Source organism: Mycolicibacterium sp. TUM20985 (assembly GCF_030295745.1).
Classification (GTDB): domain Bacteria; phylum Actinomycetota; class Actinomycetes; order Mycobacteriales; family Mycobacteriaceae; genus Mycobacterium.
In genome coordinates, this window is record NZ_AP027291.1 from 4,512,616 (window position 1) to 4,533,278 (window position 20,663).

At 67.9% G+C, this 20,663-nt stretch carries 24 protein-coding genes; 14 read left to right on the plus strand and 10 right to left on the minus strand.

The genetic code is table 11. The annotated features are described in order from the left end of the window. Positions 1 to 30 precede the first annotated feature (30 nt). The 4 genes from QUE68_RS22160 to QUE68_RS22175 form a co-directional block, all read right to left on the minus strand. Positions 31 to 1,179 (minus strand): glycosyltransferase, encoded by a 1,149-nt coding sequence (locus tag QUE68_RS22160; protein ID WP_286274461.1) that lies wholly within the window; start codon positions 1,177 to 1,179, stop codon positions 31 to 33. Next, positions 1,179 to 1,856 (minus strand): acyltransferase, encoded by a 678-nt coding sequence (locus QUE68_RS22165; RefSeq protein ID WP_284228430.1) that lies wholly within the window; start codon positions 1,854 to 1,856, stop codon positions 1,179 to 1,181. Before QUE68_RS22165 ends, QUE68_RS22160 begins: the two co-directional genes overlap by 1 nt. Before the next feature lie 73 nt (positions 1,857 to 1,929). After that, positions 1,930 to 3,006 carry a glycosyltransferase gene (locus QUE68_RS22170; RefSeq protein ID WP_286274462.1) on the minus strand — a complete coding sequence of 359 codons (1,077 nt, stop codon included), beginning with the start codon at positions 3,004 to 3,006 and terminating at the stop codon, positions 1,930 to 1,932. A gap of 305 nt (positions 3,007 to 3,311) precedes the next feature. Beyond that, on the minus strand, positions 3,312 to 3,998 hold the full coding sequence (locus tag QUE68_RS22175; protein WP_286274463.1) for an acyltransferase: 687 nt from the start codon (positions 3,996 to 3,998) through the stop codon (positions 3,312 to 3,314). A gap of 164 nt (positions 3,999 to 4,162) precedes the next feature. Between QUE68_RS22175 and QUE68_RS22180 the strand changes: the two genes are divergently transcribed. The 8 genes from QUE68_RS22180 to QUE68_RS22215 all read left to right on the plus strand — a co-directional run bounded on the left by QUE68_RS22180 (position 4,163) and on the right by QUE68_RS22215 (position 11,590). Next, on the plus strand, positions 4,163 to 5,800 hold the full coding sequence (locus QUE68_RS22180; RefSeq protein WP_284228433.1) for an acyl-CoA carboxylase subunit beta: 1,638 nt from the start codon (positions 4,163 to 4,165) through the stop codon (positions 5,798 to 5,800). A gap of 31 nt (positions 5,801 to 5,831) precedes the next feature. Next, positions 5,832 to 6,113 (plus strand): acyl-CoA carboxylase subunit epsilon, encoded by a 282-nt coding sequence (locus QUE68_RS22185; protein ID WP_286274464.1) that lies wholly within the window; start codon positions 5,832 to 5,834, stop codon positions 6,111 to 6,113. Between the two features lie 60 nt (positions 6,114 to 6,173). Further along, on the plus strand, positions 6,174 to 6,818 hold the full coding sequence (locus QUE68_RS22190) for a nucleoside triphosphate pyrophosphatase (protein ID WP_286274465.1): 645 nt from the start codon (positions 6,174 to 6,176) through the stop codon (positions 6,816 to 6,818). Between the two features lie 53 nt (positions 6,819 to 6,871). Then, complete coding sequence (locus QUE68_RS22195; RefSeq protein WP_286274466.1) at positions 6,872 to 7,768, plus strand: sulfurtransferase; 897 nt, start codon at positions 6,872 to 6,874, stop codon at positions 7,766 to 7,768. Between the two features lie 5 nt (positions 7,769 to 7,773). Further along, positions 7,774 to 8,187 (plus strand): SufE family protein, encoded by a 414-nt coding sequence (locus QUE68_RS22200; protein WP_284231226.1) that lies wholly within the window; start codon positions 7,774 to 7,776, stop codon positions 8,185 to 8,187. 123 nt (positions 8,188 to 8,310) lie between these two features. Further along, a complete protein-coding gene (locus QUE68_RS22205; RefSeq protein ID WP_284228437.1) occupies positions 8,311 to 10,107 on the plus strand; it encodes an acetyl/propionyl/methylcrotonyl-CoA carboxylase subunit alpha in 1,797 nt (598 codons plus the stop codon). A 77-nt stretch (positions 10,108 to 10,184) separates the two neighbouring features. Beyond that, positions 10,185 to 10,517, plus strand: a complete 333-nt coding sequence (locus tag QUE68_RS22210) for a hypothetical protein (protein WP_286275908.1) — start codon at positions 10,185 to 10,187, stop codon at positions 10,515 to 10,517. 110 nt (positions 10,518 to 10,627) lie between these two features. Then, positions 10,628 to 11,590 (plus strand): malate dehydrogenase, encoded by a 963-nt coding sequence (locus QUE68_RS22215; RefSeq protein WP_286274468.1) that lies wholly within the window; start codon positions 10,628 to 10,630, stop codon positions 11,588 to 11,590. Here the strand turns inward: QUE68_RS22215 and QUE68_RS22220 are convergent. Together QUE68_RS22220 and QUE68_RS22225 are read right to left on the minus strand one after the other, a co-directional pair. After that, complete coding sequence (locus tag QUE68_RS22220) at positions 11,587 to 11,934, minus strand: histone-like nucleoid-structuring protein Lsr2 (RefSeq protein WP_286274469.1); 348 nt, start codon at positions 11,932 to 11,934, stop codon at positions 11,587 to 11,589. The two genes, QUE68_RS22215 and QUE68_RS22220, sit on opposite strands and share 4 nt — an antisense overlap. Positions 11,935 to 12,062: 128 nt before the next feature. Continuing rightward, complete coding sequence (locus QUE68_RS22225) at positions 12,063 to 12,608, minus strand: nucleotidyltransferase family protein (RefSeq protein ID WP_286274470.1); 546 nt, start codon at positions 12,606 to 12,608, stop codon at positions 12,063 to 12,065. A gap of 122 nt (positions 12,609 to 12,730) precedes the next feature. Here QUE68_RS22225 and uraD point away from each other — a divergent pair, with 122 nt between their 5' ends. From uraD to pucL, 3 genes are read left to right on the plus strand one after another with little or no spacing between them, the layout of a single operon-like run. Then, positions 12,731 to 13,168 carry a 2-oxo-4-hydroxy-4-carboxy-5-ureidoimidazoline decarboxylase gene (gene uraD / locus QUE68_RS22230; protein ID WP_286275909.1) on the plus strand — a complete coding sequence of 146 codons (438 nt, stop codon included), beginning with the start codon at positions 12,731 to 12,733 and terminating at the stop codon, positions 13,166 to 13,168. After that, entirely contained in the window at positions 13,165 to 13,485 is a 321-nt protein-coding gene (gene uraH / locus QUE68_RS22235) for a hydroxyisourate hydrolase (protein WP_284228442.1), read from the plus strand. The genes uraD and uraH overlap by 4 nt, the downstream gene beginning before the upstream one ends. A 3-nt stretch (positions 13,486 to 13,488) precedes the next feature. Further along, complete coding sequence (gene pucL, locus QUE68_RS22240) at positions 13,489 to 14,388, plus strand: factor-independent urate hydroxylase (RefSeq protein ID WP_284228443.1); 900 nt, start codon at positions 13,489 to 13,491, stop codon at positions 14,386 to 14,388. 3 nt (positions 14,389 to 14,391) lie between these two features. Here pucL and QUE68_RS22245 read toward each other — a convergent pair whose 3' ends face one another. Next, positions 14,392 to 15,180: an RNA polymerase sigma factor SigF gene (locus QUE68_RS22245; RefSeq protein ID WP_284228444.1), complete on the minus strand. Its 789-nt coding sequence runs from the start codon at positions 15,178 to 15,180 to the stop codon at positions 14,392 to 14,394. Beyond that, positions 15,177 to 15,632, minus strand: a complete 456-nt coding sequence (locus QUE68_RS22250) for an ATP-binding protein (protein WP_284228445.1) — start codon at positions 15,630 to 15,632, stop codon at positions 15,177 to 15,179. The genes QUE68_RS22245 and QUE68_RS22250 overlap by 4 nt, the downstream gene beginning before the upstream one ends. 346 nt (positions 15,633 to 15,978) lie before the next feature. Here QUE68_RS22250 and mbp1 point away from each other — a divergent pair, with 346 nt between their 5' ends. Further along, entirely contained in the window at positions 15,979 to 16,209 is a 231-nt protein-coding gene (gene mbp1, locus QUE68_RS22255; protein ID WP_284228446.1) for a microaggregate-binding protein 1, read from the plus strand. Between the two features lie 76 nt (positions 16,210 to 16,285). On the opposite strand, the gene QUE68_RS22260 is transcribed toward mbp1, so the two are convergent. Together QUE68_RS22260 and QUE68_RS22265 are read right to left on the minus strand one after the other, a co-directional pair. Further along, a complete protein-coding gene (locus tag QUE68_RS22260; RefSeq protein WP_284228447.1) occupies positions 16,286 to 16,600 on the minus strand; it encodes an ArsR/SmtB family transcription factor in 315 nt (104 codons plus the stop codon). A gap of 8 nt (positions 16,601 to 16,608) precedes the next feature. Continuing rightward, positions 16,609 to 17,037: an SRPBCC family protein gene (locus tag QUE68_RS22265; protein WP_284228448.1), complete on the minus strand. Its 429-nt coding sequence runs from the start codon at positions 17,035 to 17,037 to the stop codon at positions 16,609 to 16,611. Between the two features lie 143 nt (positions 17,038 to 17,180). On the opposite strand from QUE68_RS22265, the gene QUE68_RS22270 reads away from it, so the two are divergent. Continuing rightward, positions 17,181 to 18,002, plus strand: a complete 822-nt coding sequence (locus tag QUE68_RS22270) for an FAD binding domain-containing protein (protein ID WP_284228449.1) — start codon at positions 17,181 to 17,183, stop codon at positions 18,000 to 18,002. Further along, the gene (locus QUE68_RS22275) at positions 17,999 to 20,605 is read left to right on the plus strand and encodes a molybdopterin-dependent oxidoreductase (protein ID WP_286274471.1); all 2,607 of its coding nucleotides are present in this window, start codon (positions 17,999 to 18,001) and stop codon (positions 20,603 to 20,605) included. Before QUE68_RS22270 ends, QUE68_RS22275 begins: the two co-directional genes overlap by 4 nt. Positions 20,606 to 20,663 lie beyond the last annotated feature (58 nt).

Sequence of the window (20,663 nt, forward strand, 5' to 3'; positions counted from 1 at the left end):
GGGCGGACTCGGGCGCCGATTCGGGGAGCGTCAGGTCACGTTCCCCTTGGCTCTGGTCACGGGATCGGCTTCGAGACCGAGCAGCGCCGACCACTGCGCCGCGAACGCCGCGGCGGTGCTGGCACAGGACCGGGCCTGGCGCGCCTCGTCGGCGCGCCGCCCGAGTTCGGTCAACCGCGCCTCGTCATCGACCACCGCGGTGATGGTCCGCGCCAGCGCGGTGGCCACCGCGTCACCGTCGAGCCCCGTGGTCGACACCACAGCGGCGCCGACCTCCTCGTCGAGTTCGGCCAGCGAACCCCAGTCGGTGGTCACCACAGGGGTGCGGTAGGCCATCGAGTGCGCCACCACGCCGGACGCCGCGAAGCTCTCGGCGTAGAAGTGCCGTTTGCCGTACGGGACGACGATGGCGCGGACCGACTCGAAGAAGGCGTCCTCGGCCGGCCCGTCGACGGCGCCCAGGATTTCGACACCCTCGATGCCCGGGAGATCCTCGGTGCCCCGGCCCGCGACGCGGATGGCGACGTCGGCGGGCAGGGCGGCCCTGATCTTGACGATTTGCTCGAAGCCCTTGCCGCGGTAGACGTGCCCGAAGAAGCCGACGGCGCGTGGACGGTCCTGCGCCGGACGAATCACCGGGCGGTCACGGACCAGGTGCGGGATGTACGCGGTACGCGTCGCCGGGTAGGTCTCCTCGATCGACCGACGCCCGGTCTCGGTGAGCGCGAACAGCAAGCGACCGTCGTAGACCCGGCCCTCGATCGCCCGGCTGAGGGGGCGTAGCGGGTAGTGAATGCCGTGGTTGAGCAGGCGCGACCGGGCGACGAACGTGGTGCGGGCAGGCATCCAGACGCCCTGCGGAGGGTCGTGCACGGTGCCCGTCACCGGGGCGCCCTTGACGCCCGCCGTGGACCAGAAGGGCGCCAGCGCGCCGGTCGACAGCTCGGCGTGCACCAGCACCCGGTGGCGTTGGCCGTGCGCGACGTGCGCGGCGACGTCTCGCCGCAGGCGTCGGAGGTCGGCGAGCGTGTGGTCACCCGGTCCGCCGGTGCGCACCTCCACGACGTTCCCGAAGTACGGCCTGACGCCGTTGACGAAGTCCTCTGCGTAGTCCCCGACGGCGGTCACGCCCTTCGCCGGTCCGACGAAGACCAGGCGGTAGTCCCCCAGTGTCGTCATCAGCAGAACAGGGGCCGGTAGCCGCCCGTGTACTTCAGCGCCTCAGGATCACGCTTGCCGATCACCTTGGCGGGCACGCCTCCGACGATCTCGCACTCACCGATGTCCTTGTTGACCACGGCCTGGGCGGCGACGACGGCGCCACGACGGATCAGCGACGGCAACACCATGGCGCGGCTGGCGATCCATGCGTAGTCCTCCACCACGGTGGGGATGGGGACCGGCAGGAAGTCGGGATGGTTGACGTCGTGTCCGCCGCCGATGATCTGGACGTCGCTGGCGATGGTCACGTCATTGCCGATGTAGAGGCCGGCGCGGGCGTCGAGCAGACAGCGGGCGCCGATCGCCGTGTTGTCCCCGACCGTGAGGAACTCGATGTCGAGGATGGTCGTGCCGAGCATGATGCACGAATTGCGGCCGATGGTGGCTCCGAAGAGCCGGAGGAAGCCCTGCCGGATGAAGTGGAAGGGGATATGGGTGATCAGCAGGTTGTAGAGCACCTGGCCGATCCGGTTGCGCGCCTTGCGCCGCACTCCCATGCTCTGCATGCGGTAATTGGCCACCCGGCCGTCGGGCAACAGGTCGTAGGACGGTTCCGGCGGAAGTTTCAGGCCGGGTGCGGCGGCAACCTTCCTGGCTACGTCTTCCGGGTCCGCCTTAGCGGGTTCGGTGTTCACCGGTGTGGCTCCTGCCGTGTCGGGTTACGTCGCGTCGGCAACTCGAGTTGCAAGGGTACCGCGGCGCAGAAACTCAGCGCTTCACTGCGACAAGGCCGTTGACCGCGGCGTGGAGCTTATCCGAGAAGGCCGCCTCGCTGAACTGCTTGACGTGGTCGCGGACCTTGTCGGAGTCGAACTTGGTCATCTCGAAGCGGTCGACGGCCTCCCGGATGTCCGAGGACGTCGGCTCGTCGAAGTACATACCGCTGATGCCCTCGTCGATGGTGTCGAGGAATCCGCCGTACCGCAGCGCAATGGCGGGGCGGCCCCACACTCCCGCTTCGAGGGGGGTCAGTCCGTAGTCCTCGTAGCTCGCGGCGATGATCGCGCGGCAGTTCTTGTACAGCCAAGCGAGTTCGCCGTCGGAGATGTCGGAGACCATGGTGACGTTCGGGGTCTTCATCGCGCGAAGGCGGTCGGCTTGCGGCCCACGACCGACGACGACGAGGCGCCGCTCGCTGTCGGCGAACGCCCGGACGATCGCGTCGACGTTCTTGTAGGGCAGCAGCCGTGACACGACGAGGTAGAAGGCGCCGTCGGCTCCGCCCAGGGTCGACGTGCCCAGGGTCGACGTGCCCAGCCAGTCCGTCACCTCGGGCATCGGTCGCACCGTGTCAGCCCGGGCCATGGTCACCGGCGGGAACACCACCTCGGCCTCGATGCCGTACGCGTTCTGGATCCGTTCCCTGATCACCGCCGAGTTGGCGAGGTAGCGATCGCTGGTGAACGCGGCGCGACGGTCCCAGTTGATCAGGTAGCTGGACAAGGCCCGAAGGCCGAGTTTGGCAATGGTGTTGCCATTGTCGCCGAGGTAACTGTCGGCCTGATAAAGCCAGCGCGCAGGCGAATGGCAATAAACCAACTTGCGACCCGTGGTCCGGAATCCGTGCGCCCAGCCACTGCTGCTGGAGATGACGACGTCCGCATCGACGTGCATGGCACCGGCGACGAGGGGAAACAATGGCAGGGCGGCCCTATGGTGCTTGCGCAGCACCTTCACCCGGTTGATCGCGGGCACCCGAACGTCGAGTTCCTTGAATTCCGGGAAGGTGCCCTCCGGGTCATAGAGCATGGTGTAGATCGGGGCGTCCGGGAAGGCCCTGCTCATGGCCAGCACGGTCTTCTCAGCGCCGCCTAGCTGCGTGAGGTAGTCATGGGCAATGGCCACGGTGGGGCGAGCCGTGTGGGGGGCTGAGAACTCTCGTGGCACCGGCGATGATCCTCGTGATGTCTGGCACTGAACGGGCGTCCGTGGCGGGGCAGGTGGTCAACCGGCGACCCGGATCGCGGAACGCCGCTCATGACTGTACACGCGTGCTGGTCGCCCAACCGGTTGCCAGAGGAACTCGGGCAACTCGTTACCTGATTGTCAGCAAACCGCGAGAAATAGGTCCCGGGCTGTCGATTTACCATTCAGAACAATGGCACTTTGAACTTTCCGCTGTACTGCAGGGCATCAGGGTTTCGTTTGCCAATCACCTTGCCTGGGACACCGCCGACGATACCCAGCGGGGGTATCTCGTTGATGACCACCGCGTGCGCCGCGACGACCGCGCCCCGGCCGATCAGGCACGGCAGGATCATCGCCCGGCTGGCGATCCAGACGTGGTCGTCGATGACGATGGGGTCTGGCGGGTTCGGCGACGGCGGGAAGTCGGGATGGTTGATGTCGTGACCACCCGCGATCATGTGCGTCTCGCTGGCGATGATGACGTCGTCACCGATCGCGATTCCCGCCCTGGCGTCCAGCAGACAACGGAATCCGATGGATACGCGGTCGCCGATGACGATGTACGGGATGGACCAAACGTTGGTCCCGCGGTTGATCGCCGTTCCCTTGCCGATGGTCGCGCCGAACAGGCGAAGGTAGCCCTGCCGCAGGAAGTGGAACGGGACGTAGGTGACGAAGTTGTTGTAGAACCACGCGGCGTAGAGGTTCCGGAACCGCGAGAACACCGTTTCCCCGGCAATGCGGAAGTTGACGATGTGCCCGGCGTCGTCGGTGATCCATTCCATGCGGCCCGGCGATCGCACGTTGGGGTTCACGGCCCGCTTCCTGGCGATGACCTCGGGGTCGGACTGTTGAGGTTCGACGAACACGATCTTTGCTCCCGTCTGCGAGTCGTCGCCCACGGTAACGTTCGGGAGCGCCCATGGCGACGTGTCGCCGTAGCGCGTCGTCGAAGTCCCGGGCCGATCGGCGTCCGGTTCCAACGGCCGGGGACCTGATCCATCCGACGGGGTCGCCGCTACGATCGACCACCATGACGAGCGTTACCGAGCCTTCCGCGCCGACTCCGGCGGGCGAGATCGACATCCACACCACGGCGGGCAAGCTCGCCGATCTCCGCAAACGCGCGGAGGAGACGCTTCACCCGGTGGGCGAGACGGCCGTCGAGAAGGTTCACGCCAAGGGCAAGTTGACGGCCCGGGAACGCATCTTCGCGCTGATGGACGAGGGGTCGTTCGTCGAACTCGATGCGCTGGCCAAGCACCGCAGCAAGAACTTCGGGCTGGAGGCCAACCGCCCGGTGGGTGACGGCGTCGTGACCGGTTACGGCACCATCGACGGTCGCGACGTGTGCATCTTCAGCCAGGACGCCACCGTGTTCGGCGGCAGCCTCGGCGAGGTCTACGGCGAGAAGATCGTCAAGGTGCAGGAACTAGCCATCAAGACCGGCCGCCCCCTGATCGGGATCAACGACGGAGCGGGTGCGCGGATCCAGGAGGGCGTGGTCTCACTTGGCTTGTACAGCAAGATCTTTCGCAACAACATCCTGGCCTCGGGCGTCATTCCGCAGATCTCGCTGATCATGGGCGCCGCCGCGGGCGGACACGTGTACTCCCCCGCGCTCACCGACTTCGTCATCATGGTCGACCAGACCAGCCAGATGTTCATCACCGGACCGGACGTGATCAAGACCGTCACCGGTGAGGAAGTCACCATGGAGGAACTGGGTGGCGCGCACACCCACATGGCCAAGTCCGGCACTGCGCACTACGTCGCCTCCGGTGAGCAGGACGCCTTCGACTACGTCCGCGATCTGCTGAGCTACCTGCCGCCCAACAGCGCGTCCGAGCCGCCGCGTTACCCGACACCGCCGCATCCGGGGGCCGTCGAGGACAACCTCACCGAGGAAGACCTCGAACTCGATACGCTGATCCCCGACTCGCCGAACCAGCCGTACGACATGCACGAGGTGATCACCCGCATCCTCGACGACGACGAGTTCCTCGAGGTACAGGCCGGTTACGCGGGCAACATCGTCATCGGCTTCGGCCGGATCGACGGGCGCACCGTGGGCATCGTCGCCAATCAACCCACGCAGTTCGCCGGCTGCCTGGACATCAACGCCTCGGAGAAGGCCGCGCGGTTCGTCCGAACGTGCGACTGCTTCAACATCCCGATCATCATGTTGGTCGACGTTCCGGGCTTCTTGCCGGGCACCGACCAGGAGTACAACGGCATCATCCGCCGCGGTGCCAAGCTGCTCTACGCCTACGGCGAGGCGACCGTCGCGAAGATCACCGTCATCACCCGCAAGGCCTACGGCGGCGCGTACTGCGTGATGGGGTCCAAGGACATGGGTTGTGACGTCAACGTCGCCTGGCCGACCGCCCAGATCGCGGTGATGGGTGCCTCGGGCGCCGTCGGGTTCGTCTATCGCGGCCAGCTCAAGGAGGCTGCGGCCGAGGGCAAGGACGTCGACGCGCTGCGACTAGAGCTGCAGCAGGACTATGAGGACACCCTGGTCAACCCGTATGTGGCCGCCGAGCGGGGCTACGTCGACGCGGTGATTCCGCCGTCGCACACCCGCGGATACATCGCGGCCGCGTTGCGCCTGCTGGAACGCAAGATCGTGCAGTTGCCGCCGAAGAAGCACGGCAACATCCCGCTCTGATCCGCTCACTCCCCCGACGAACGGACCACACATGTCACGAGACGTCGACATCACCGAGGTGTCCAACGCCGACGAACTGACCATCGACTCACCGGTCGACACGTCGGTACCCGAGATCAGGATCCTCAAGGGCAACCCCAGCGACGCGGACATCGCCGCGCTGGTGACGGTGCTCGCAGGCAGCAGCGGTGGTAGCCCTGAACCCGGACCCCAGGAGCTCAACCTGTGGGGTCATCCGGTGGACAAGTTGCGCTACTCGGTCGTGAGCTGGCAGCGGGTGACGCAGTTGGAACGCACGCACATCCGGCGATGATGAGCGCTTGCGCGAAGAACACGCGGCGATGATGAGCGCTTGCGCGAAGAACATCCGGCGATGACCCGCGTGATCCTCGCGTCTGCCTCCTCGGGCCGCAGGCGAGTGCTGCGCGGGGCGGGCATCGACCCACTCGTGATGGTGTCGGGCGTGGACGAGGACGCCGTGGCCGCGTCTCTGCCGGCCGATGCCAGCCCGCAGCTCGTGACGACTGCGCTCGCCGCCGCCAAGGCCGAAGCCGTCGTCCACACGCTCGACGGTGGAGTGAGCGCGGATTGCATTGTCATCGGCTGTGATTCGATGCTCTACCGCGCCGGGCGCCTGTGGGGCAAGCCTGCTACCGAAGCCGCCGCGATCGCGGGTTGGCGGGCGATGGCCGGCACGTCGGGTGAGCTGTACAGCGGCCACAGCGTCATTCGTCTGCGCGACGGGCGGATCGAGGCCAGGGCCGCGGAGCATGCGGTGACCACCGTGCGGTTCGGTCGCCCGTCGGACGGCGACGTCGAGGCATATGCCCGCAGTGGTGAACCCACCTCCGTCGCGGGCGGATTCACCCTCGATGGACTCGGCGGCTGGTTCGTCGACGGTGTCGACGGTGATCCCTCGGCGGTGATCGGCATCGGGTTGCCCCTGATGCGAACCTTGTTCGAGCGGTTGGGCCTGACGCTCGCGGCGCTCTGGGAAGCCAACCCCGTCACCGATTGAAGCCAACCCGGTCAGGGCCCAACCCGCGTGGGTCGAGCCGGTAGGCTCGCATCGTGTCGTTACCTGCAGACCCGTCACCGTCCCTGGCCGACTACGCCCACCCTGAACGATTGGTCACCGCCGACTGGCTGGCGGGCAACCTGGGCCGCCCCGGGCTGGCCATCGTGGAGTCCGACGAGGACGTCCTGCTCTACGACACCGGGCACATCCCCGGGGCCGTGAAGATCGACTGGCACACCGACCTCAACGACGCCCGCGTCCGCGATTACATCGACGGGGCTCAGTTCGCAGCGCTGATGGACCGCAAGGGCATTGGCAGGGATGACACGGTCGTCATCTACGGCGACAAGAGCAACTGGTGGGCCGCCTACGCGCTCTGGGTGTTCACCCTGTTCGGCCACCCCGACGTCCGGCTGCTCGACGGTGGCCGCGACCTGTGGGTCTCCAACGGCCGCGACACCACCCTCGACGTGCCGTCGCGGCAGACGACGGGTTACCCGGTCGTCGAGCGTGACGACGCCCCGATCCGCGCCTACAAGGACGACGTGCTGGGTGGCCTGGGAACCCAGCCGCTGATCGACGTCCGGTCGCCGCTGGAGTACACCGGCGAACGCACCCACATGCCGGACTATCCCGAGGAGGGCGCCCTGCGCGGTGGCCACATCCCGACGGCGAAGTCGATCCCGTGGGCGAAGGCCGCGCTGGACAGTGGTCAGTTCCGCAGCCGGGCCGAGCTCGACGAGCTGTACGGCTTCCTGGAGCCGGACGACCAGACGATCGTGTACTGCCGCATCGGCGAACGCTCGAGTCACACCTGGTTCGTGCTGACCCACTTGCTGGGCAAGGAGGGGGTGCGCAACTACGACGGCTCCTGGACCGAGTGGGGTAACGCGGTGCGCGTCCCCGTCGCCGTCGGCGAAGAGCCCGGCGAGGCGCCCGGGTCCTCGTGAGTGCCATGCCGGCCGCGCTGGCCGAGGTGGTGTCGGACTTCGCCGAGATGCAGGGCCAGGACAAGCTGCAGCTCCTGTTGGAGTTCGCGAACGACCTGCCCCCCATCCCGGCCGATCTCGAGCAGGCCGCGATGGAACCCGTCCCCGAGTGCCAATCGCCATTGTTCCTGCACGTCGACGCCGTGGACCGGGAGCACGTGCGGCTCTACTTCAGCGCACCGGCGGAGGCGCCGACCACGCGCGGTTTCGCGGCCATTCTGGCCGCCGGGCTCGATGACCACTCGGCCGACGAGATCCTCGCCGTGCCCGACGACTTCTACTCGGACCTCGGCCTGGCCACCTTGATCAGTCCCCTGCGGCTGCGCGGGATGTCGGCCATGTTGACCCGAATCAAACGGCGGCTCCGCGAAAACCGATGAGCGCCAGTGAAACCTACTGACGAGTAACGGACACCGCTCGACGTGGTACTCGGCGCGGCCGCTTAAACTGCCTCCGATACATTCTTAAAGAGGTTTCTTAGAGACATGCCATCAGGAGGCGCAGTGCCAAGTCACGCCAGCTCGAAGATCTCCAAGGTGCTCGTCGCCAATCGTGGCGAGATCGCCGTCCGGGTGATCCGGGCCGCCAAGGACGCAGGGCTGGCCAGCGTGGCCGTGTACGCCGATCCCGATGCCGACGCTCCACACGTCCGGCTCGCCGACGAGGCCTTCGCCCTGGGTGGCCAGACCTCTGCGGAGTCCTACCTCGACTTCGCCAAGCTGCTCGGGGCCGCCGAGAAGTCCGGCGCCAACGCCGTCCACCCCGGCTACGGATTCCTTTCCGAGAACGCGGATTTCGCCCAGGCCGTCATCGACGCCGGGCTGATCTGGATCGGACCCAGCCCGCAGTCGATCCGCGACCTCGGTGACAAGGTGACCGCCCGCCACATCGCGGCCAAGGCCGACGCGCCGCTGGTGCCCGGGACGCCCGAGCCCGTCAAGGACGCCGACGAGATCGTGGCCTTCGCCAAGGAGTACGGCGTGCCGATCGCGATCAAGGCGGCCTTCGGCGGCGGCGGCCGCGGCATGAAGGTGGCCCGCACGATCGAGGAGATTCCCGAGCTGTTCGATTCGGCGACCCGGGAGGCCGTGTCCGCGTTCGGCCGCGGCGAGTGCTTCGTCGAGCGCTACCTGGACAAGCCACGCCACGTCGAGGCGCAGGTCATCGCCGACACGCACGGCAACGTCGTCGTCGCGGGCACCCGCGACTGCTCGTTGCAGCGCCGCTTCCAGAAGCTGGTGGAGGAGGCGCCTGCGCCATTCCTCACCGACGCGCAGCGCAAGGAGATCCACGAGTCCGCCAAGCGCATCTGCAAGGAGGCCGGCTACTACGGCGCGGGCACCGTCGAGTACCTCGTCGGCCAGGACGGGCTGATCTCCTTCCTCGAGGTCAACACCCGGCTGCAGGTCGAACATCCGGTCACCGAGGAGACCTCGGGTATCGACCTGGTGCGCCAGCAGTTCCGGATCGCCAACGGCGATGCCCTCGACATCACCGAGGATCCGACCCCGCGCGGTCACTCGTTCGAGTTCCGCATCAACGGTGAGGACGCCGGTCGCGGCTTCCTGCCGGCTCCGGGCCCCGTCACCAAATTCGAGCCGCCGACCGGTCCGGGTGTGCGGCTCGACTCCGGCGTCGAGTCCGGCTCCGTGATCGGTGGCCAGTTCGACTCGATGCTGGCCAAGCTGATCGTCACCGGCGCCACCCGCGCGGAGGCCCTGGACCGATCGCGCCGCGCGCTCGCCGAGTTCCACGTGGAGGGCCTCGCGACCGTCATCCCGTTCCACCGCGCCGTAGTGTCCGACCCGGCCTTCATCGGCGACGACGACGGCTTCACCGTCCACACCCGCTGGATCGAGACGGAGTGGGACAACACCGTCGAGCCGTTCACCGCAGGTGCACCTCTCGACGAGGAGGACACCCTGCCCCGGCAGAAGGTCGTCGTCGAGGTCGGCGGACGCCGCGTCGAGGTATCCCTGCCGGGCGATCTCGCGATCGGCGGCGGTGGCGCCACCGGACCGGGCGTGACGCGCAAGAAGCCCAAGCCGCGAAAGCGTGGGGCGCAAGCCGGCGCCGCGGCGTCGGGTGACGCGGTCACCGCACCGATGCAGGGCACCGTGGTCAAGGTGGCCGTCGAGGAGGGTCAGCAGGTGGCCACGGGCGACCTCATCGCCGTCCTCGAGGCCATGAAGATGGAGAATCCCGTGACGGCTCACAAGGACGGCACCATCACGGGGCTCGCCGTCGAAGCGGGTGCGGCAGTCACCCAGGGCACCGTCCTCGCCGAGATCAAGGACTGAACACTGCCGAGCGGCCAGTTGTTGCACGCGCATTCGCGAATTGCGTGCACCAGGTGGCCACTCGACGGCTGACCGCCATGGAACCTGTCGAGATCAACAACGGAACGTGGTACCTGCGCGGACTGCGCTACGACGAACGCGTCGACGACCGGCCCGCCCTCGCCGATCTGGGTGAAACCGACCTCGACCACGTCCACGACTCCGAGGACGGCTGGGCGGACGACACGCTGTACACGTGGGCCGTCTGCGAACCGTCCACCGGTGAACTACTCGCCGAGATCACGCTGGACCCAAAGTCGGGCTTCATGCAGAGCCGGGCGCGACCGGGGCACGAGGATGCGGCGGCCATGTCCGAGGACACCGTCCGGCGTTATGCCTCGGAGATCCTCAACATCCGCGTGCACACGTGACCCGCTCGAGTCACCTCCCACCCAGCTCCGCCCGCCCGAGTCACCTCCCACCCAGCTCCGCCCGCCCGAGTCACCTCCCACCCAGCTCCGCCCGCCCGAAGGTCGTCACTGTGACCGGCGCCGCCGGCCAGATCGGCTATGCCGCACTGTTCCGCATCGGCGCGGGCGCACTGCTCGGCCCCGGCGTCCCCGTGACGCTGCGACTGCTCGAGCTGCCGTCGGCGCTTCGTGCAGCCGAGGGCGTGGTGATGGAACTCGTGGACAGCGCCTTCGATCTGCTCGCTGGAGTGGAGATCCACGACGACCCGGTCCGGGCGTTCGACGGTGTCGACGTCGCGCTGCTGGTGGGCGCCAAGCCTCGGAGCAAGGGGATGGAACGCGCCGACCTGCTGGCAGCCAACGCCGCGATCTTCGCCGATGCCGGGACGGCGCTCAACGCGGGCGCGTCGTCCGACGTGCGCATCGTGGTGGTCGGCAATCCCGCCAACACCAATGCCCTCGTCGCGTCTGCCCACGCGCCCGACATCCCGGCGGAGCGATTCACCGCGCTGACGCGTCTGGACCACAACCGTGCCGTCGGTGCCCTGGCTGCCCACGCCGGCGTGCACGTCACCGACGTCTCGCGGGTGACGGTGTGGGGCAACCACTCCCCGACCATGTACCCCGACATCTTCCATGCCGACGTCGGCGGCCGGCCAGGCTCCGAGTACGCCGCCGACTCCGCTTGGCTGACGACGGACTTCATCCCCACCGTGGCCAAGCGGGGCACGGCCATCATCGAGGCGCGCGGCACGTCGTCGGCCGCCTCGGCCGCCAACGCCGCCATCGACCACGTCCGCGACTGGGTGGACGGCACGGACGCCGGCGAGTGGACGTCGGTGGCGCTGCCTTCACCAGGCGTGTACGGCATCCCCGAGGGCGTCGTCGCGTCGCTGCCCGTACGCGCGGTCGGGGGTGCCTGGCAGATCGTGGAGGGCCTCGACGTCAACGCGTTCTCGCGCGCCCGCATCGACGCGTCGGTGGCCGAGCTCGCCTCGGAACGCGCGGCGGTCGCCGCGCTCGGACTGCTCTAGCTCCCGGCGTTGGCCGACCGGTAGGCGTCCACCGCGCCGAAGGGCAGGGGTCCCCGCTTGCCGACGCGAAAGCCGTTGTCTTTGCACCACTCTCGGATCACGAAACCCTCTTGACCGCTGACGTGCTCACGCCACGGGTCGACGCTTGCAAGGTGACGCCGCCGCGGACCTCCCACCCGTCGCCCGCGGTCCGCCCAGGCTCTCACGGTGCGACGCAGGGCTTCGGCGTTGTCCGAGGACAACTCGATCGAGTACAGCTGGCCGTCTAGGCCGAATTCGATGGTTTCGTCCGCCGGCGTGCCGTCGAGGTCATCGATCAACACGATGGTCTTCTTCGTTCCCATGGCCGATTCCTCGTCCACTCGTGGCGCACGGGGCGCCGTCCCCCCGGCGGCCGAGTGCCGACCACCGTCCGCGAGATCTCCCCAGCCGCGCGTAGTAGGTGTATATCACGCCGCAGGCGACATGCGACTCAACCTACGTCGACGTCCCCGCCGCTCGCGAGGTCACTGCACTCGACGCCGATCACGTCCTCCCGCTCCGCCAAGAACGTGCGCGCACCCTCGTCACCGGTCGACGTCGCCGCGAGGTCTGCCCAGTGTCTCCGGGCGATCGCGACGGGATGACCGGGCCGGCCGGCGTAAACGGCACGGGCCAGACCCGACGTCGACGTCACCACCGCAGCCACGACGCGGGCGACGACGTCGGCCCCGACGTCCGGAGTGTCGACCAGCTGCAGGATGACCACGTCGGCGGTACCGGCCGCCGCCAGCCCGGCGCGCAGTGAGGCACTCATCCCCGTGGCCCAGTCCTCGGCCAGGACCGCGCGGGCGGGCCGAGGTACGTCGACCACGGCGGCACCGAGCACCACCACGACGTCGTCACACCCGCCGTCGGTGAGCGCCGCGACCGACCTGCGCAGCCATTCACCCTCGTCTGCAAGGACTTTCGGCATGCCGTAGCGGGATCCTGCCCCCGCGGCCAACACCACGCCCGCAATCGATCGCATCCTCGACATGCGAACATCATCGACCTGGTCGATTCTTGACGGATGTCCGCCCCGGTCACCAAGGTGCAATAGTGCCTACGCAGGGAGCTCCGGGGTTGGACGGCTTCAACCGTCTGAGTGACCGCCAACGGATGACCATGCTGTTCGGCGTGTGCGCGTCGACCGTCTGGGCCCAACGCCTGCTCGCCGGGGGGCCGTTCCGCGACGTGGACGCGTTGCTGAACCGCGCCGACCGGGTGCTCGCCGAGCTTCCCGACACGGAGATCGACGCCGCCCTGGACGGTCATCCACGGATCGGCGCCACGGTGGACAACGCCTCCTCGGCACGCGAGCAGGCTGCGGTGGCCACCGCCGCGGACTCCGTGAAGGCCGCACTCGCCGCGAAGAATGCCGAGTACGACGAGAAGTTCGGCTACGTCTACCTGGTGTGCGCCAGCGGCCGCTCCGCCGAGGAGTTACTGGACGTCCTGACCGAGCGTCTGCACAACGACGCCGAGACCGAACGCCGGGTGATGCGCCGTGAGTTGGCCAAGATCAACCGGTTACGCCTGCATAGGCTGCTGGCATGAGTCTGTCCACCCACGTTCTCGACGCCAGGACCGGCACGCCCGCCCCGGGTATCGCCGTCACCCTGACTGACGCCACCGGCGCGCCGCTGGTCACCGCGACCACCGACGACGACGGCCGTATCGCCGCTCTGGGCGATGACCTGCCCGCCGGGGTGTACCGCCTGCACTTCGACACGGGAAGCTATTTCGCAACGCTGGACGTGCCCACGTTCTACCCGGAAGTGATCATTGCGTTCGACATCACCGACGCGGCGAGCCATTACCACGTCCCGGTGCTGCTCTCGCCGTATGCCTATTCCACCTATCGAGGGAGTTGAGCGGTGTCCAAGATCATCCTGGGCGAGAATCAGTACGGCAAGGCGGAGAACCGCGTCGTCAGGATCTATCGCGACACCCCGCGCCACGAGATTCACGACATCAACGTATCTACTTGTCTACGAGGCGATTTCAGTGCCGCCTACCTGACGGGTGATCAGTCCGACGTGCTACCCACCGACTCGCAGAAGCAGACGGCCTACGCCTACGCCAAGGAGAAGGGCGTGCTCTCGATCGAGGACTACGGCTTGGCGCTGGCCCACCACTTCGTCGACGACGTCGAGCCGGTCGACGGCGCCCGCATCGAGATCGAGGAATTCGCCTGGGAGCGTGCGGTCGTCGACGGCGCCGAGCACGATCACACGTGGATTCGCAAGGGCCAGGAGGTCCGCACCGCCGCCGTCACGGTCGACGCCGGCGGCGAATGGGTCGTCGGCGGGCTCAAGGACATGGTGATCCTCAAGTCCACCGGGTCGGAGTTCAGCGGGTTCCTGAGCGATCCGTACACCGTCCTGGAACCCACGACGGACCGGGTGATGGCGACATCGCTCGTCGCCCAGTGGCGGTTCACCACCACCGACGTCGACTGGGAGCCAACCTTCGCGGGGGTCAAGGCGCTACTGGTCAAGCAGTTCGCGATCGTTCAGTCACTCGCCCTGCAGCAGACCCTGTTCGAGATGGGCAAGGCCGTGCTCGAGGCGTACCCGTTCATCGCCGAGGTGCGACTGGCCGCCCCCAACAAGCACCACTTCGTATACGACCTGTCGCCGTTCGGCCTGGCCAACGACAAGGAGGTGTTCCATGCCGACGACCGTCCCTACGGCCTGATCCAGGCCACGGTCACGCGCGACGACGCCCCCGCGGCGGGCGCCGCCTGGGACGTCTACCGGGGCTGGCTGGCCTGACCCCTACTCGAGTTGGTCGCGCAGCCGGGCAAGCGATTTCGCCAGCAGCCGGGATACGTGCATCTGCGAGATACCCACCCGTTCGGCGATCTGTGTCTGGGTCATCGACTCGAAGAAGCGCAGCAGGAGTACCTGACGCTCCCGTTCGGGGAGGCTGGCCAGCAGCGGCCGTAGCGACTCGCGATTCTCGATCTGGTCCAGGTTGAGGTCGACGTCACCGAGGGTGTCGGCGATGGCCGGCGCCTCCTCGGTCCCGCCGCCGGCACCGTCGATCGACAAGGTGTTGTACGAACTGCCCGCCACCAGACCTTCGACGATCTCCTCGCGGTCCATCTCGAGTTCGGCTGCGAGCTCCGACGGGGTCGGCGCACGGCCCAGCTTCTGCGACAACTCGGCCGTCGCCGCCCCGAGTCGCAGGTGCAACTCCTTCAGCCGGCGCGGCACCTTCACCGACCAGCTGTTGTCGCGGAAGTGCCGCCGAACCTCGCCCATGATGGTTGGTACGGCGAACGACACGAAGTCCGAGCCGGCGTCCACGTCGAAGCGGATGACGGCGTTGACCAGACCGACCCGCGCCACCTGGACCAGATCGTCGCGAGGCTCGCCGCGGCCATCGAAGCGGCGCGCGATGTGGTCGGCGAGCGGCAGACAACGTTCCACGATCGAGTCGCGTTGCCGGGTGAACTTGGGGGAACCCTGCGGCAGCTCCTGCAGCGCGCGGAACATGACGACCACGTCCGCGTATTCAGAGTTCGATCGTGACGACGAACCCCGAGAGGACGACGCCGTCACCGCAGCGAGCTCGCTCGTCTCGTCGTCATGGAAATGCCGAAGACCTGCGCGTCCTCGCTCCCATGCCCATTCTGGAAGGTGCTGACTTCGTCCGTCAGGGAACTCAGGACGTGCCAGCTGAAGCTACCTGGGACGACGATGTCGGGCGAGGAGCACGCGGTCGACACGTCGACGACGAGTTGCTCTTCCATGGGATGCACGACGAGGACCAGGGTCGCGTCGGGAGTGGCCGACCTGATCAGCCGGGTGCACGCCTCGTCCACCGCCAGCCGGAGGTCGGCGACACTGTCGAAGTCGAGATCTTCGTATGTCCCGACGGCGCCCACGACGGTGCGCAACACGGCCAGATTCTCCAGCTTCGCCGCGACTCGCACCTCCACGGATCGGGGGCTCCGATGCCCTCCGTCGTGGTCGTTCTGACCGTCTGACACGCGCCCTCCAAGTGACCTCATGGCGAGATTACCCCCAGCAGGCTTCCAGCTAACCACTAGCACTCCGATCGACAGTCGCTGCCGTGTCGGAGCAAACGACCAGGGGCGTCGCTGGCTTCCTCGCGCTAATGGTGGGCATCTCCCGCTCGTCTCGGCATCAACATTCGTGACGGGGGATGCCCAGGCGACCCTGAGCTAAAACAAGGGTGACGACCGTCTCGGTCACCGACCCGCGCCAAATCGGGCCGAAAACAACGCAATTGAGCGGTGACCGGATGCGGCAGCGGCGCGCCCGTTTAGTAGGCACCGTCGACGGGCACATTTGGGGTGTGCGGTGCCCGGCCGCGCCATTAGCGAAGGGCAGTCGATGAGCGACAGTGGACCAGAAGCAGGAATCAAGGGCGTCGTCGAAGACGTCAAGGGCAAGGCGAAGGAGGTCGCCGGCACGGTGACCGATCGCGACGGCCTCAAGGAAGAGGGCAAGGCCCAGCAGGACAAGGCAGAGGCTGAGCGCGACGTCGCGAAGAAGGAAGCCGAAGCCGAAGCCGCCCGCGGTAGCGCCTCAGCCGCCGAGGCTCGCCAGAAGGCAGCGGAGTAGCTCGGATACGACACCCGACGAAGGCCCGACCGGTTGATCCGGTCGGGCCTTCGTCGTTGGCGTTGGCACGGGGTGGTCAGTCGGACGCCTCGGCGATCCGCTTGATGGCGGCGAGACGTCGATCCCAGCTACGACCGATCGCGTCCAGTTCGACGGCCAGCGCGCTCAAGCGCCCACCGATCGCCCGGTAACGAACCTCGCGGCCGGCCCGCACGGGCTCGACGAGTCCCGCATCGGCAAGCGCGGTCAGGTGTTTGGCGATCGCCTGTCGACTGACGGGCAGGCGACCAGCGAGTGCACTGGCCGACATGTCGGCACTGCCGATCTCGGACAGGATGCGCCAGCGGGTTTCGTCGGCGATGACGGCCAGCACCGCGGGGACGTCCGTCATGCGCTCGGTCATCGCGATTCGACGAACTCCACCAGCTCGCCGAGTTCCGCCTTCCAGCCCCCGACGTTGCCGGCCTGCGCACCGTGCGGATCAGCGAGCTCCTCGAAGCCGGTCTCGAGCAGGTCCAGGCGTGTGCCGTTGTCGGTCGCGGTGAGGTCGAATCGCACCAGCGTCGAATTGCCGGGCATCGGGTCCACGCCGAACTCGCGCGCCCACCGGTAGACGAGCGTCTTCGGCCTGTCGACCTGTTCGACGACGATCCGGAACGCTCCGCCATGGTCGCGCCAACCAAACGCCCCGGAGGCGCCGGGGGTCGCGTCGAATTCGGCGGTGTCGCCGAACCATTGGGCGATGAGCTCGGGCTCCGTCAGCGCCCGCCACACCGCGTCGAGCGGCGCGGCGATGTCGATGCTGCGGGTGATGTCGAGTGCTGCCATGAGAGTCTGCTTTCCTCGTAGGGATCAAATGCAACTACAGAGTTGCACATGAGGACCATCTGGTGCAACCCGCCGGTTGCAGATGGTATCGGAGTGCATTTCCTGCGCATGCGCGCCGCGCCCACGTTGACTACCGTCGATCGGTGGACCTCAATACGGTCGAGGCGGTCACTACCCCGCGTCGACGCGATGAACTTTGGCCTCTGGGCCCCTCTGATGCCGTCATGGGCGGGGGGACGTGGTTGTTCTCCGAGCCCCAGGTCCAGACCCGCCGACTGGTCGATCTCGCCGGGCTGGGCTGGTCACCGATCACCGTGAACGACGACGGCGTCGAGCTGGCGGCGACGTGCACGCTGGAGCAGGCGTCCGCTCTGTCGGCCCGGCTTCCGACCGTCAGGCCGCAATGGCTGGCCGCGCCCCTCTTCCGGCAGTGCGCCAGCGCGCTGCTCGCGTCGTTCAAGATCCTGCACACCGCCACCGTCGGCGGCAACGTGTGCTTGTCGTTTCCCGCCGGTGCGATGATCTCCCTGGCGGCTGCGCTGGCCGGGGAAGTCGTCATCTGGCGGGCCGACGGGGACGACTACCGGATGCCGATCACCGAGTTCGTCACCGGCGATTCGACCAATGCATTGGCCAGCGGCGAGGTCCTTCGCTCCGTGCGCCTTCCGGCTGCGGCGCTGACGGGTCGCACCGCCTACCGCAAGCTGGCGCCCTCATCGCGGGGCCGCTCCGGCGTCGTCGTCATTGGCCGCGTGGACTCGGCGGGCGAGTTCACGCTGTCGATCACCGCAGCGACCGTGCGGCCGTTCGTCTTCCAGCTGGCCGCGGCCGACGTGGACGCGGTGCGACGGGCACACGAGGGCATTCCCGACGACGCCTGGACCAGGGACCCGCATGGCGATCCCGACTGGCGACGTGCGATGAGCCTGCTGCTGGCCGAGCAGATCGTCGCGGAGTTGCGATGACGATCAGCGTCAATGGCGAAGCGCAGCAGGATGATCCGCGGCCAGGTCAGTGTCTGCGCAGCTATCTTCGCGAGCATGGCCACTTCGAGGTGAAGAAGGGCTGCGACTCGGGCGACTGCGGCGCGTGCTCGGTGCTGGTCGACGGGGCGCCCGTGCACTCGTGCGTGTACCCCGCGTTCCGTGCCACCGGGCACGAGATCACCACGGTCTCGGGTCTGGGGACGCCAGACGATCCGCATCCCCTGCAACGACGCTTCGTCGACGCCGCCGGCTTTCAGTGCGGATTCTGTACGGCCGGGATGATCACCACCGCCTCCGCGCTGACACCCCCGCAACTGGCCGAACTCCCCGAGCATCTCAAGGGAAGCCTGTGCCGGTGCACCGGTTACCGTGCGATCACCGATGCGCTCGCGGGTGCGGTCAACACCAAGAAGTCAGGCGGTGCAGGCGATTCCGTTGGCGCCCCGGCGGGTATGCGGATCGCCACCGGCACCGAGCAGTACACGATGGACCACGACGTCGACGGCCTGCTCCACCTCGCGGTGCTCCGCAGCCCGCTCCCCCATGCCAGGATCGTCGCGATCGATACGACGGCGGCCGAGCGGCTTCCCGGCGTGCACCTGGTGCTGACCCATCGCGACAGCCCACCGGTCGCCTTCTCGACGGCACGCCACGACGACCGAGCCGACGACCCCGACGACTCATTCGTCCTCGACGCCACCGTGCGATTCGTCGGGCAACGTGTCGCCGCCGTCGTCGCCGACACCCTCGCCATCGCCGAGAGCGCCTGTCGGGCAATCCACGTCGAGTACGAAGAGCTGCCGGCGGTGTTCGACCCCGAGGCGGCGCTGGCCGCAGGAGCCCCGCTGGTACATGCAGGCAAGACGGGCGAGGCACGCATCGCCGACGTGTCGCGCAATCTCGTCGCCGAGCTGCACGGCGGCGTCGGCGACATCGAGGCCGGGCTGCGCGAGGCGCAGGCATCCGGTGGAGCAGTCGTGAGCGGGCGATGGAACACCCAGCGCGTCCAGCATGTGCACCTCGAGACACACGGTTGCACGGGATGGCGGGACGGCAAGGGACGCTTGGTGATTCGCACCAGCTCACAGGTGCCCTTCCTGGTGCGCGACGAGCTCTGCCACGTCTTCGGCCTCGATCGATCGGACGTCCACGTGTTCACGCGCCGGGTCGGCGGTGGCTTCGGCGGCAAGCAGGAGATGCTGACCGAGGACCTCGTCGCGTTGTCGGTCCTGCGACTTGGCCAGCCGGTGCGCTACGAGTACAGCCGCTCCGATGAGTTCGTCAGCGCCCCATGCCGGCACCCCGCGCGCATCGATGCCACCGTCGCCGCCGGGCCCGATGGCGTGCTGACCGCACTGGCCGTCGACGTCGTGATGAATGCGGGGGCGTACGGCAACCACAGCCCCGGCGTGATGTTCCACGGGTGCGGCGAGTCGATCTCGGTGTACCGCTGTGCGAACAAGCGCGTCGACGCTCAATCGGTGTACACCAACAACATTCCATCGGGCGCCTTCCGCGGCTACGGTCTCGGGCAGGTGATCTTCGCCGTCGAGTCGGCGATGGATCAGTTGGCCGAGCGGTTGGGTATCGACCCGTTCGAGCTTCGACGCCGCAACGTCGTCGTCCCCGGGGACCCGTTCACCGACGCCCACGTCGCCGACGATGACCTGACCTACGGCAGCTACGGCCTCGACCAGTGCCTCGACCTGGTGCAGAACGCGTTGTCGGCGGGCGAGGGGACGGTCGCGCCGGACGGTGCCCAGTGGCGGGTCGGCGAGGGTATGGCCCTTGCCATGATCGCCACCATCCCCCCGCGCGGCCACTTCGCGGATGCGTCGATCTCGCGCGACGCCGACGGGGACTTCACGCTGTCCGTCGGCACGGCCGAGTTCGGCAACGGAACCTCGACCGTGCACACCCAGATCGTGGCGTCCGAACTGGGCATCGAACCCGGACGGGTGCGGATCCGCCAATCCGACACCGACGCAACGGAATACGATACCGGTGCGTTCGGTTCCGCGGGCACCGTGGTGGCCGGCATCGCGGTCCTGGCGGCGTGTCGCGAGCTCCGTGACGCGATCGCCCAGACGCCGGACGCCCGCCCTCTCGTCGGCCGCGGTCGGCACGACGGCACGCCACGGTCGGTGGCCTTCAACGTGCAGGGGTTTCGCGTCGCGGTCAATGTCGAGACGGGTGAGGTGCGGATCCTGCAGTCGGTGCAGGCCGCGGACGCCGGCGTGGTGATGAATCCCGAGCAGTGCCGCGGCCAGGTCGAGGGCGGTGTCGCCCAGGGCATCGGCAGCGCGCTCTTCGAGGAGATGCTGACGGGCCCCGACGGCGCCGTCACCACCAAAGAGCTGCGCAATTACCACATTCCGCAGCTCGCCGACCTTCCTCCGACGGAGGTCTACTTCGCCGATACCTACGACGTCCTCGGTCCCTTCGGGGCGAAGTCCATGAGCGAGTCGCCGTACAACCCGGTGGCTCCGGCCCTCGCCAATGCCATCGCGCGGGCCTGCGGCGCGCGGTTGCGCCGCCTGCCGATGACACCGGCCCGCGTGTGGCGAGCCCTCGACACCTGACCGGTCCCTGTCTTGCGCGAGCGTGCGTGTCTGCGGGCGACACGCCGATCGATTTTCG

Excerpts from the sequence above, each read along its gene's own strand:
- QUE68_RS22160 (WP_286274461.1), bottom strand. The coding sequence starts at position 1,179 with ATGACGACACTGGGGGACTACCGCCTGGTCTTCGTCGGACCGGCGAAG.
- QUE68_RS22170 (WP_286274462.1), bottom strand. The coding sequence starts at position 3,006 with ATGAGCAGGGCCTTCCCGGACGCCCCGATCTACACCATGCTCTATGAC.
- QUE68_RS22180 (WP_284228433.1), top strand. The coding sequence starts at position 4,163 with ATGACGAGCGTTACCGAGCCTTCCGCGCCGACTCCGGCGGGCGAGATC.
- QUE68_RS22185 (WP_286274464.1), top strand. The coding sequence starts at position 5,832 with ATGTCACGAGACGTCGACATCACCGAGGTGTCCAACGCCGACGAACTG.
- QUE68_RS22190 (WP_286274465.1), top strand. The coding sequence starts at position 6,174 with ATGACCCGCGTGATCCTCGCGTCTGCCTCCTCGGGCCGCAGGCGAGTG.
- QUE68_RS22200 (WP_284231226.1), top strand. The coding sequence starts at position 7,774 with ATGCCGGCCGCGCTGGCCGAGGTGGTGTCGGACTTCGCCGAGATGCAG.
- QUE68_RS22210 (WP_286275908.1), top strand. The coding sequence starts at position 10,185 with ATGGAACCTGTCGAGATCAACAACGGAACGTGGTACCTGCGCGGACTG.
- QUE68_RS22220 (WP_286274469.1), bottom strand. The coding sequence starts at position 11,934 with ATGGGAACGAAGAAGACCATCGTGTTGATCGATGACCTCGACGGCACG.
- QUE68_RS22225 (WP_286274470.1), bottom strand. The coding sequence starts at position 12,608 with ATGTCGAGGATGCGATCGATTGCGGGCGTGGTGTTGGCCGCGGGGGCA.
- uraD (WP_286275909.1), top strand. The coding sequence starts at position 12,731 with ATGACCATGCTGTTCGGCGTGTGCGCGTCGACCGTCTGGGCCCAACGC.
- uraH (WP_284228442.1), top strand. The coding sequence starts at position 13,165 with ATGAGTCTGTCCACCCACGTTCTCGACGCCAGGACCGGCACGCCCGCC.
- QUE68_RS22250 (WP_284228445.1), bottom strand. The coding sequence starts at position 15,632 with ATGAGGTCACTTGGAGGGCGCGTGTCAGACGGTCAGAACGACCACGAC.
- mbp1 (WP_284228446.1), top strand. The coding sequence starts at position 15,979 with ATGAGCGACAGTGGACCAGAAGCAGGAATCAAGGGCGTCGTCGAAGAC.
- QUE68_RS22260 (WP_284228447.1), bottom strand. The coding sequence starts at position 16,600 with ATGACGGACGTCCCCGCGGTGCTGGCCGTCATCGCCGACGAAACCCGC.
- QUE68_RS22265 (WP_284228448.1), bottom strand. The coding sequence starts at position 17,037 with ATGGCAGCACTCGACATCACCCGCAGCATCGACATCGCCGCGCCGCTC.
- QUE68_RS22275 (WP_286274471.1), top strand. The coding sequence starts at position 17,999 with ATGACGATCAGCGTCAATGGCGAAGCGCAGCAGGATGATCCGCGGCCA.